This is a genomic window from Sphingomonas dokdonensis (assembly GCF_002197685.1).
Lineage (GTDB): Bacteria > Pseudomonadota > Alphaproteobacteria > Sphingomonadales > Sphingomonadaceae > Sphingomonas > Sphingomonas dokdonensis.
The window spans coordinates 1-2,500 of the sequence record NZ_NBBI01000016.1 but is presented as its reverse complement, the minus strand read 5'-3'; the positions used below and the strand labels follow the sequence as shown (position 1 = coordinate 2,500).

Genomic DNA, 2,500 nt, shown 5'->3' with positions numbered 1-2,500 from the left:
GTAGCGCCGTAGCGGGTGACAGCCCCGTATGCGAAAGTGATGATGAAGGACTCGAGTAGGGCGGGACACGTGTAATCCTGTCTGAACATGGGGGGACCACCCTCCAAGCCTAAATACTCGTACATGACCGATAGCGAACTAGTACCGTGAGGGAAAGGTGAAAAGCACCCCGATGAGGGGAGTGAAACAGTACCTGAAACGGATTGCCTACAAGCAGTTGGAGGGTTCTTGAGACCTGACAGCGTACCTCTTGCATAATGGGTCTGTGACTTAATGTTTCAAGCAAGCTTAAGCCGTTAGGTGTAGGCGCAGCGAAAGCGAGTCTGAATAGGGCGACATAGTTTGAAGTATTAGACCCGAAACCCGGCGATCTAGGCATGACCAGGATGAAGGTGCGGTAACACGCACTGGAGGTCCGAACCGATTAACGTTGAAAAGTTACCGGATGAGTTGTGTTTAGGGGTGAAAGGCCAATCAAGCCGGGAAATAGCTGGTTCTCCGCGAAAACTATTGAGGTAGTGCCTCGGATGGACACCCTAGGGGGTAGAGCACTGGATGGATGCGGGGGTCGCGAGATCTACCAACTCTAACCAAACTCCGAATACCTAGGAGTGATATCCGGGAGACAGACGGCGGGTGCTAAGGTCCGTCGTCAAAAGGGAAACAGCCCTGACCTACAGCTAAGGTCCCCAAGTCACGTCTAAGTGGGAAAGCATGTGGGAATCCCAAAACAACCAGGAGGTTGGCTTAGAAGCAGCCATCCTTTAAAGAAAGCGTAACAGCTCACTGGTCTAAACAAGGGTTCCTGCGGCGAAGATGTAACGGGGCTCAAGACGTGCACCGAAGCTTAGGGTGTGTAGTTTACTACACGCGGTAGCGGAGCGTTCCGTAAGCCTGCGAAGCCATCTGGTAATGGGTGGTGGAGGTATCGGAAGTGCGAATGCAGACATGAGTAGCGATAAAAAGGGTGAGATGCCCTTTCGCCGAAAGACCAAGGGTTCCTGCGCAAGGCTAATCCGCGCAGGGTGAGCCGGCCCCTAAGACGAGCCCGAAGGGGGTAGTCGATGGGAATGCGGTTAATATTCCGCAGCCTGGTGGTGTGTGACGGATGGTGTGTGTTGTACGTCCTTATCGGATTGGACGTGCTTCGAAACTGTCCCGGGAAATAGCCCCACCGTATAGACCGTACCCGAAACCGACACAGGTGGTCAGGTAGAGTATACCAAGGCGCTTGAGAGAAGTGTCCTGAAGGAACTCGGCAAATTGCCTCCGTACCTTCGGAAGAAGGAGGCCCCGGCTAAGCGCAAGCTCTGTCGGGGGGCACAGGCCAGGGGGTAGCGACTGTTTAGCAAAAACACAGGGCTCTGCTAAGTCGGCTTCAAGACGACGTATAGGGCCTGACGCCTGCCCGGTGCCTGAAGGTTAAGAGGAGGAGTGCAAGCTCTGAATTGAAGCCCAGGTAAACGGCGGCCGTAACTATAACGGTCCTAAGGTAGCGAAATTCCTTGTCGGGTAAGTTCCGACCTGCACGAATGGCGTAACGACTTCCCCACTGTCTCCAGGACATGCTCAGCGAAATTGAATTCTCCGTGAAGATGCGGAGTACCCGCGGTTAGACGGAAAGACCCCGTGCACCTTTACTGCAGCTTCAGAGTGGCATTAGGAAAGAACTGTGTAGCATAGGTGGGAGGCTTTGAAGCATTGGCGCCAGCCGATGTGGAGCCATAGGTGAAATACCACCCTGTTGTTTTCTGATGTCTAACCTCGTTCCGTAAGCCGGAACAGGGACCCTCTGTGGCGGGTAGTTTGACTGGGGCGGTCGCCTCCTAAAGAGTAACGGAGGCGCGCGATGGTGGGCTCAGGCCGGTTGGAAACCGGCTGTTAGAGTGCAATGGCATAAGCCCGCCTGACTGCGAGACTGACAAGTCGAGCAGAGACGAAAGTCGGTCATAGTGATCCGGTGGTCCCTCGTGGAAGGGCCATCGCTCAACGGATAAAAGGTACGCCGGGGATAACAGGCTGATAACCCCCAAGAGCTCATATCGACGGGGTTGTTTGGCACCTCGATGTCGGCTCATCACATCCTGGGGCTGGAGCAGGTCCCAAGGGTTTGGCTGTTCGCCAATTAAAGTGGTACGTGAGCTGGGTTCAGAACGTCGCGAGACAGTTTGGTCCCTATCTGCCGTGGGCGTCGAAATTTGAGAGGAGTTGACCCTAGTACGAGAGGACCGGGTTGAACGTACCTCTGGTGTACCTGTCGTCGTGCCAACGGCGCAGCAGGGTAGCTATGTACGGACGGGATAACCGCTGAAAGCATCTAAGCGGGAAGCCTCCCTCGAGATAAGATTTCACAGGACGGTCGAAGACCACGACCTTGATAGATCGGATGTGGAAGTGCGGTAACGCATGGAGCTAACCGATACTAATCGTCCTATTCGCGCTTGAGAGTTCCACCATCAACAACAGCGTTGGTGCTGCGATGATCAAGTCAGACGCCAGA

1 rRNA gene (cut by a window edge) is annotated in these 2,500 nt (G+C 54.5%); it reads left to right on the top strand.

The features are described 5' to 3' along the window. Positions 1-2,446 (top strand): 23S ribosomal RNA (locus SPDO_RS16560) (it extends 335 nt beyond the left edge of the window). Positions 2,447-2,500: the final 54 nt, after the last annotated feature.